This window comes from Luteibacter sp. (genome assembly GCF_051958795.1).
Classification (GTDB): domain Bacteria; phylum Pseudomonadota; class Gammaproteobacteria; order Xanthomonadales; family Rhodanobacteraceae; genus Luteibacter.
In genome coordinates this window covers 1-5,962 of the sequence record NZ_JBQCFT010000059.1, presented here as the reverse complement: position 1 = coordinate 5,962, position 5,962 = coordinate 1, and the positions used below count along the sequence as shown (strand labels likewise).

Annotated in this window: 7 protein-coding genes; 4 read left to right on the top strand and 3 right to left on the bottom strand. The window is 68.9% G+C overall.

Going from position 1 to position 5,962, the window contains the following annotated elements; all coding sequences use genetic code 11:
* The first annotated feature begins 325 nt into the window (after positions 1-325).
* On the top strand, positions 326-661 hold the full coding sequence (locus tag ACTHLF_RS03325) for a hypothetical protein (protein WP_440324859.1): 336 nt from the start codon (positions 326-328) through the stop codon (positions 659-661).
* Here the strand turns inward: ACTHLF_RS03325 and ACTHLF_RS03320 are convergent, their stop codons facing one another.
* From ACTHLF_RS03320 to ACTHLF_RS03310, 3 genes are all read right to left on the bottom strand, one after another.
* Positions 662-1,147 (bottom strand): hypothetical protein, encoded by a 486-nt coding sequence (locus tag ACTHLF_RS03320; RefSeq protein WP_440324857.1) that lies wholly within the window; start codon positions 1,145-1,147, stop codon positions 662-664.
* 74 nt (positions 1,148-1,221) lie between these two features.
* A complete protein-coding gene (locus ACTHLF_RS03315; RefSeq protein ID WP_440324855.1) occupies positions 1,222-1,719 on the bottom strand; it encodes a PH domain-containing protein in 498 nt (165 codons plus the stop codon).
* A gap of 13 nt (positions 1,720-1,732) precedes the next feature.
* Positions 1,733-3,052, bottom strand: a complete 1,320-nt coding sequence (locus tag ACTHLF_RS03310) for a lysozyme inhibitor LprI family protein (protein WP_440324854.1) — start codon at positions 3,050-3,052, stop codon at positions 1,733-1,735.
* 281 nt (positions 3,053-3,333) lie between these two features.
* Here ACTHLF_RS03310 and ACTHLF_RS03305 point away from each other — a divergent pair, with 281 nt between their 5' ends.
* The 3 genes from ACTHLF_RS03305 (at position 3,334) to dbpA (ending at position 5,805) form a co-directional block, all read left to right on the top strand.
* On the top strand, positions 3,334-4,047 hold the full coding sequence (locus ACTHLF_RS03305; RefSeq protein WP_440324852.1) for a restriction endonuclease: 714 nt from the start codon (positions 3,334-3,336) through the stop codon (positions 4,045-4,047).
* 52 nt (positions 4,048-4,099) lie between these two features.
* Positions 4,100-4,363: a hypothetical protein gene (locus ACTHLF_RS03300; RefSeq protein ID WP_440324850.1), complete on the top strand. Its 264-nt coding sequence runs from the start codon at positions 4,100-4,102 to the stop codon at positions 4,361-4,363.
* Positions 4,364-4,434: 71 nt separating this feature from the next.
* Positions 4,435-5,805 (top strand): ATP-dependent RNA helicase DbpA, encoded by a 1,371-nt coding sequence (gene dbpA, locus ACTHLF_RS03295; protein ID WP_440324848.1) that lies wholly within the window; start codon positions 4,435-4,437, stop codon positions 5,803-5,805.
* Positions 5,806-5,962 lie beyond the last annotated feature (157 nt).

Sequence of the window (5,962 nt, the reverse complement as noted above, 5' to 3'; positions counted from 1 at the left end):
CGCGCGGTGCACGTGGTGGTCGGGGGCGGCGGGCGGGGCGGGGGGCGCGGGCTGGAGCGGCCGCCGCGGCGCCGGCGCGGCGGGCGGGTGGGGGGCGGGGGCGCCGGGGGGGGGGGGGGGGGGGGGCGCGGGGTGGGGCGGGGGGGGGGGCCCCCCGCCCGCGCCCGCCCCCCCCCCCGCTCCCACAAAAGCCCCCCTTGGGGCTTCACATCAGTGAAAAGCCGCCAGCGGCCTTCACACGCCGTGGCACAGCCGTTGCAGCCTTCCCGTGAGAGGGAAACCGGTGTAGGTTTCCCGTCGCGCCATTCCGGGGAATCCAGCGCCCATGAGCTTTTCGTACCCTGCCGCGCCGCGGCCAAAAGCGACCGTGTTCGCCACGCTCCTCGTGGGGGCGGCCCTGTGCCTGGCCCAACCGGCCCGGGCGGCCGAAGAGCGCGGCACGCCGGGCGGCGGCGTGACGACGACCCCGTCGGCCAGCGGCTGGCAGTACAGCAGTTCGGCCGTCTCCGAGGCGGTCGCCCGGGACATGGGCCCGCCCCGGCCCTGGTCCGGCCATGACTACCATTTTTCCGTCACCCACGGCCCGACCTATCCGAGCACGTACATGGGTGCCACGAAGGACGAAGCGGTCCGGATGAACCTTACGCTCCGCTGGTGGTGATCAGCGCCGCTCGCGGCTGGCCAGCGTGACGTTCAGCGCCTGGTGCACGGCCGGGAGGCCCGCCAGGTCGAACGAGAACGGGAAGAACGACGGCCCGCGCATGTGCAGGACCGGATGCGTGGCCAGTAGCCTTTCGAACGCATAGCGGGTGGGCGTGCTCCGCGGCACGAAGGTAAACGTGCCTTCCACGCATTCACGGCGGAACGTCAGGCGCTGGCCTTCGATATCGAACGTGGCCGTGCGCCCGATGGCGCCCGCCGAACAATCGGCGCGCTGCGGCAGCACGCGGAATCCATAGGAAACACGGTGCGTCGGGCGGTCCACGTAAGCGACCAGGCCAAGCTCGGCGCCGCGCTGGTCGGGCAGTACGTAGACCCGCCGGCCATGGTCCCAGCCCGCGGTATCGGCAGCGCCCGCCGAGGCAGCGAACGTGCCAAGCGCGAGCGCGGCGACGACGATTGAGGACATCCGTGAAGCACGTGCCATGGGGGTCAGCTCCTGCCGCGTGGGGTACCAAGGTGTATACCACCACCGCGCCAGGGCTTGTCACCTCACCGACATCAGTCCGACAGCAGCGCACCCTCGCCGACCGCAGCGGCGATGAACGCCCGTGGATCATCGGGTGACACCAGCAACGGGCGGCCGCCGGGCGGCTGGATGACGATGCCATGGTCGCGTCGGCGCGCGGCAACCTTCACCATGCCGAGCCGGCGCGAGTAGAACAGCCCATCGAACGCGAAGAAGCCGCCGTTGCCGAACACGCGGACCAGGCCCTTGAACGCTTCCGTGTCCTCGCGGACCAGGGCGCCGCGCAGCTCCACGGTGGATCGGCCGACCTGGCGGCGGATGACGAGGCGCCCGCCGCCCATTTCATAGCGCAACGGCGAGAGCGCATAGCTCAGCGCGAGTGCGAGGGCGAGGATGCCGGCAAGAGGCACGGCCAGCGTGGCGGGCGTATCGCGCGACATCACGATGGCGATGCCGACCACCACGATCACGACGGTCAGGATCCCGATCCAACGCACGGTGTTGGACATGCTGGTGGCGAAGGTTTGCATCGCGCGGGTCGTCTCAGAGGGATTGGGGTGGCGGCGCCGGGACCGGGGTGGCCAGCAGCAGTTTGTCACGGGTGACGGTGATGTAGGCCGCGGCGGCCGGCTCGGCCTTGCCGTCGCGCAGGCGCCACGCGGCAACCATCCAGTCATTGTTTTCACGCCAGCCCACGTGGCCATGGTCGATCAGGCCGAGCAGGGTTTCACCGCGGAAAACCAGCGGGAAAACCGCCGCATCGCTGCTGAAGCCGGCCATGCGCCCGCTGCTGTCGAGCAAAGGCAGTTCGGGCGGCTGGCCGTCCTTTTCCAACGGGCCACCCGTGAGGCGTGCCGCCTTGAGCACGGCCGCGTAAGCGGCCTTGTCATACGACGGGAAAGCGTTGTCCAGGGTGCCCTTCTGCGGGCTGCGGTCGTAGCGCGTCGCGATGGCCATGGCTGCCTTTGCGAACTCGTCGCACGCGCCCTTCCCCGGCGCGCATGCGCTCGCCTCCGCCTTGAGCGCGTGGTCGAAACGCAGGACCAGGCGCTGGCCCTTGTCGAACCCCTTCCCGTTCCACACGGCGGTATCGAGGTTCACTTCATCGGGCGAACCATCGCCCACCACGTAAACGGCGTACTGGCCGGCGATCCGGGCCATGCCGTGGTCGGTCATGCAATCGCCGTCACCCCATACCGAGGGCGATGGCACGGCGATCGCCTGCTTGCCCTGGATGCGGAACGGCGCTTCGGTCCAGCAGTGCGCGGTGCCGCCGATCGACCACACCGAGCTGATCGGCGAACCGGCGAGCTTGCGGTAGCCGCCTGCGCTTTCTAGATCGCGCAGCGCATCGGCGAGCGACTTGTCCGGCTGGTAGGGAAAGGCCGAAGCGCTTTCGAGGCGGACATCTTCCGCCAGCGTGACGTCGGCGCCGGCCTTCACGAAGTCGGCCGGCACGGTGGCGCCCGTGGCCGGCAGCTTCGGGAGTGCGGCGCGCAAGGCGTCAAACGGCTTTGGCCACGACGCCGCGTCGAGTCCCTTGAGAACAGCGATGCGCGACCTGTAAAGCGGCAACACGCTGCTTTCCGCCTCCTTGATGGAGGGATACGCCGAAAGCGTCGCGTCGCGCGATGCCAGCCAATGGCGTTGGTCGAGCTTCAACGCGTCGGCCATGTCGGGGTGGCTTTTCAGGGCTGCCGTGAAGGCTTCGCCGAGTTGGCCATCCACGGCCGAGATCTTCGGCGCGGCGCAGATCGCCTTCTCCACCGTGGTCCCTGCCTTCCTGCAATCGAAGCCAGCGGCGTGAGCCCACGGTGTGATGCATGCCAGGGCCAGCCCGACGCCTGCTTTCCAGTTCCGCACGCGGCTCTCCTTCGATGTGGTGTGCATTCGCATCGCATTGTACGAAGCGGCAGCGTGCCGCAGCCTTAATTTCACGGGCCCTTCGCGGAATGCGGTTTCTTTCCGCGAACGTGTAGGCGCAGGACTACATCAATGCCTGCCGGGACACGGTAAATTCCAGCGTCCGGTGGGATCCGTCGCGGGGGCGACGGCAGCCGGGGATACAGGGGAATCGACATGGCCGTTGTCCGTGGTGCCGGTGGGCGCCGTGTACCAGTGATCCATCCGCCGGAGCGTGGCGCTTGAGCGCCGCCTTCAAGCCCGTACGGCATCGCTACGAGGATGCCCTGAGCCGGCTTTCGTGGCGCGACTTCCAGCAGCACATCGCCGTGCATTTCGAAGGTCTCGGCTACAGCGTGGATCGCTCGCCCTCCAGCGAAGGCGCCTCCCGTGGCATCGACCTGGTCCTGGTCAGGGGTGAGGAGACCATCGTCGCGACGTGCAGGCACTGGACCGCGTTCCAGGTCCCGCATACCGACGTACACCACCTGATCGGGCAATTGCCCCAGTTGGGCGCGACCGGGGCGCTACTCATCACCTCGGGCGAATTCACCCGCGAAGCGGTGGACGCAGCCGCCCGTTTCCGCCACGTGCGGCTCGTGGATGGCCGGGCCCTGCGGGCGATGCTGGGGCCGATCGACGCCGAAGGCGAGCCGTACCCTTCCTCGCCCGAAGCGCCCAGCTGGACGCCGGTGAGCAGCACGCGCAACACGGCTGAGCGGACGGTCGATCGCCGTGAAGGCAGTCGCATGGCCGCCATCGCCGCCGTCGCCGCGGCCCTGGTCATGGCGGTCGCCATGCTCACGCTCTACACCTGGTATATCCGCCAGATCCATACCGCGCAGGTACGCGGGGTCGCCGGGACAGACGAGGTATACCGGCATGCGGGGGTCGCGCCCGCGCCGCCGCCACTCGCGACGCCCGGACCCGCGACCGGCACTGGCGGAGAGCCCTGAAGCCACCTAGGATTCGCAGCGTCCGCACCGCGCGGACCCCAGGGGAAAACACATGGATATGCAGCGCGATGAAGCGCACGACACGGATCGCCCGGCCGTCGGCCACCCGCGCGTAGGCCGGTTCCGGCGCGCGCGCGCCGAACGCGCCCTGCCGAGCCACGGCGTGGCGCGGCGCCAGCGCCGCCTCTCCGACAAGGCCCGGCGCTACCTCTGGTACACGGCCGCCGCGGTCGGCCTCTACCTGGCCAGCCTCGCCTACGCCCACCTCGACCAGGCCTCCCACGCCGCCGTCCAGGCCACCAACCCCGCCCCCTAGCCCCGCCCTTGTGGGAGCGCGCTCGCGCGCGATATCAGGCCCCCTCACCCTTTCATGCGAAAATCCCCCGCATGAATGCCTTCAGCCAGCTCCCCCTCTCCCCGGCCCTGCTCGCCGCCATCGAAACCATCGGCTACACCGAGATGACCCCGGTGCAGCAGGAAAGCCTGCCGCCCATCCTTGCCGGCCGCGATGTCCTGGCCGAAGCGCGCACGGGCAGCGGCAAGACCGCGGCGTTCGGCCTGGGCCTGCTGCAGCGGCTGGATCCTTCGGAGATCCGCCTGCAGGCGCTGGTGCTCTGCCCCACCCGCGAGCTCGCCGACCAGGTCGCCAAGTCGATCCGCCGCCTCGCCACGAACATCCCCAACGTGAAGCTGCTCACCCTGTGCGGCGGCATGCCGCTCGGCCCGCAGCTCGCCTCGCTGGAACACGATCCGCATATCGTGGTCGGTACGCCGGGCCGCGTGCAGGAACACCTGAAGCGCGGCAGCCTGCACGGTGGCGGCATCACCACGTTCGTGCTCGATGAAGCCGATCGCATGCTCGACATGGGCTTCGAGGAAGCCATCGACGACATCATCAAACGCATCTCGAAGCATCACCAGACACTGCTGTTCTCCGCGACCTACCCGGATGAGATCCGCGCCGTCAGCGGCCGCGTGCAGAAGGATCCGGTGCTCGTCACCATCGACGAGCCGCACAGTGAAAACACGATCGAACAGCGCCTCGTCGAAGTAGAGCCGTCGCTGAAGACCGATGTGCTCGCGCGCATCCTCGGCCATGAAAAGCCGGAATCCGCGCTGGTGTTCTGCAACATGCGCAAGGACACCGACGAACTCGCCGCCGCGCTCGACAAGCTCGGCTTCAGCGCGCTCGCCCTGCACGGCGACCTCGACCAGCGCGACCGCGACGAAGCCCTCGTCCGCTTCGCCAACCGCAGCTGCAACGTCCTCGTCGCCACCGATGTCGCCGCACGCGGCCTGGACATCGCCGGCCTCCCGATGGTCGTGAGCTACGACGTCGCCCACGACCCCGACACCCACACCCACCGCAGCGGCCGCACCGGCCGCGCCGGCGCCAGCGGCCTCGCCATCACCCTGGCGGGCTCGCGCGAACTGAACAAGGTGCGCGCCATCGAGGAGAAGGTCGGCAAGCCTTTCGCCCGCTACCCGGCCAAGCCCGGCGATGGCCGCAAGGTGCTGAACCTCGCACCGATGAAAACCCTGGTGATCGACGCCGGCCGCAAGGACAAGCTCCGCCCCGGCGACATCCTCGGCGCACTCACCGGCGACGCCGGCCTCAACGGCAACGACATCGGCAAGATCGATGTATATGCGACCCGCGCGTACGTCGCGATCAAGCGCGACCTTGCAAACAAGGCGCTCAACCGCCTGCGCGAAGGGAAGATCAAGGGGCGGAATTTCCGCGTGCGTTCGATCTAAGGCACTCGACGCACCACCGTAGGAGCCCACCTGTAGTGGCCGGGTTTTTCTGGACCACCAGTAGGAGCAAAATCTCCTGCGAGGTGATCTATGGGTTTCAAGATAATTTCCCCGGCCGTCAAGGCTGAAGCCATCCGACTGGTGGTTGAGGCGGGCT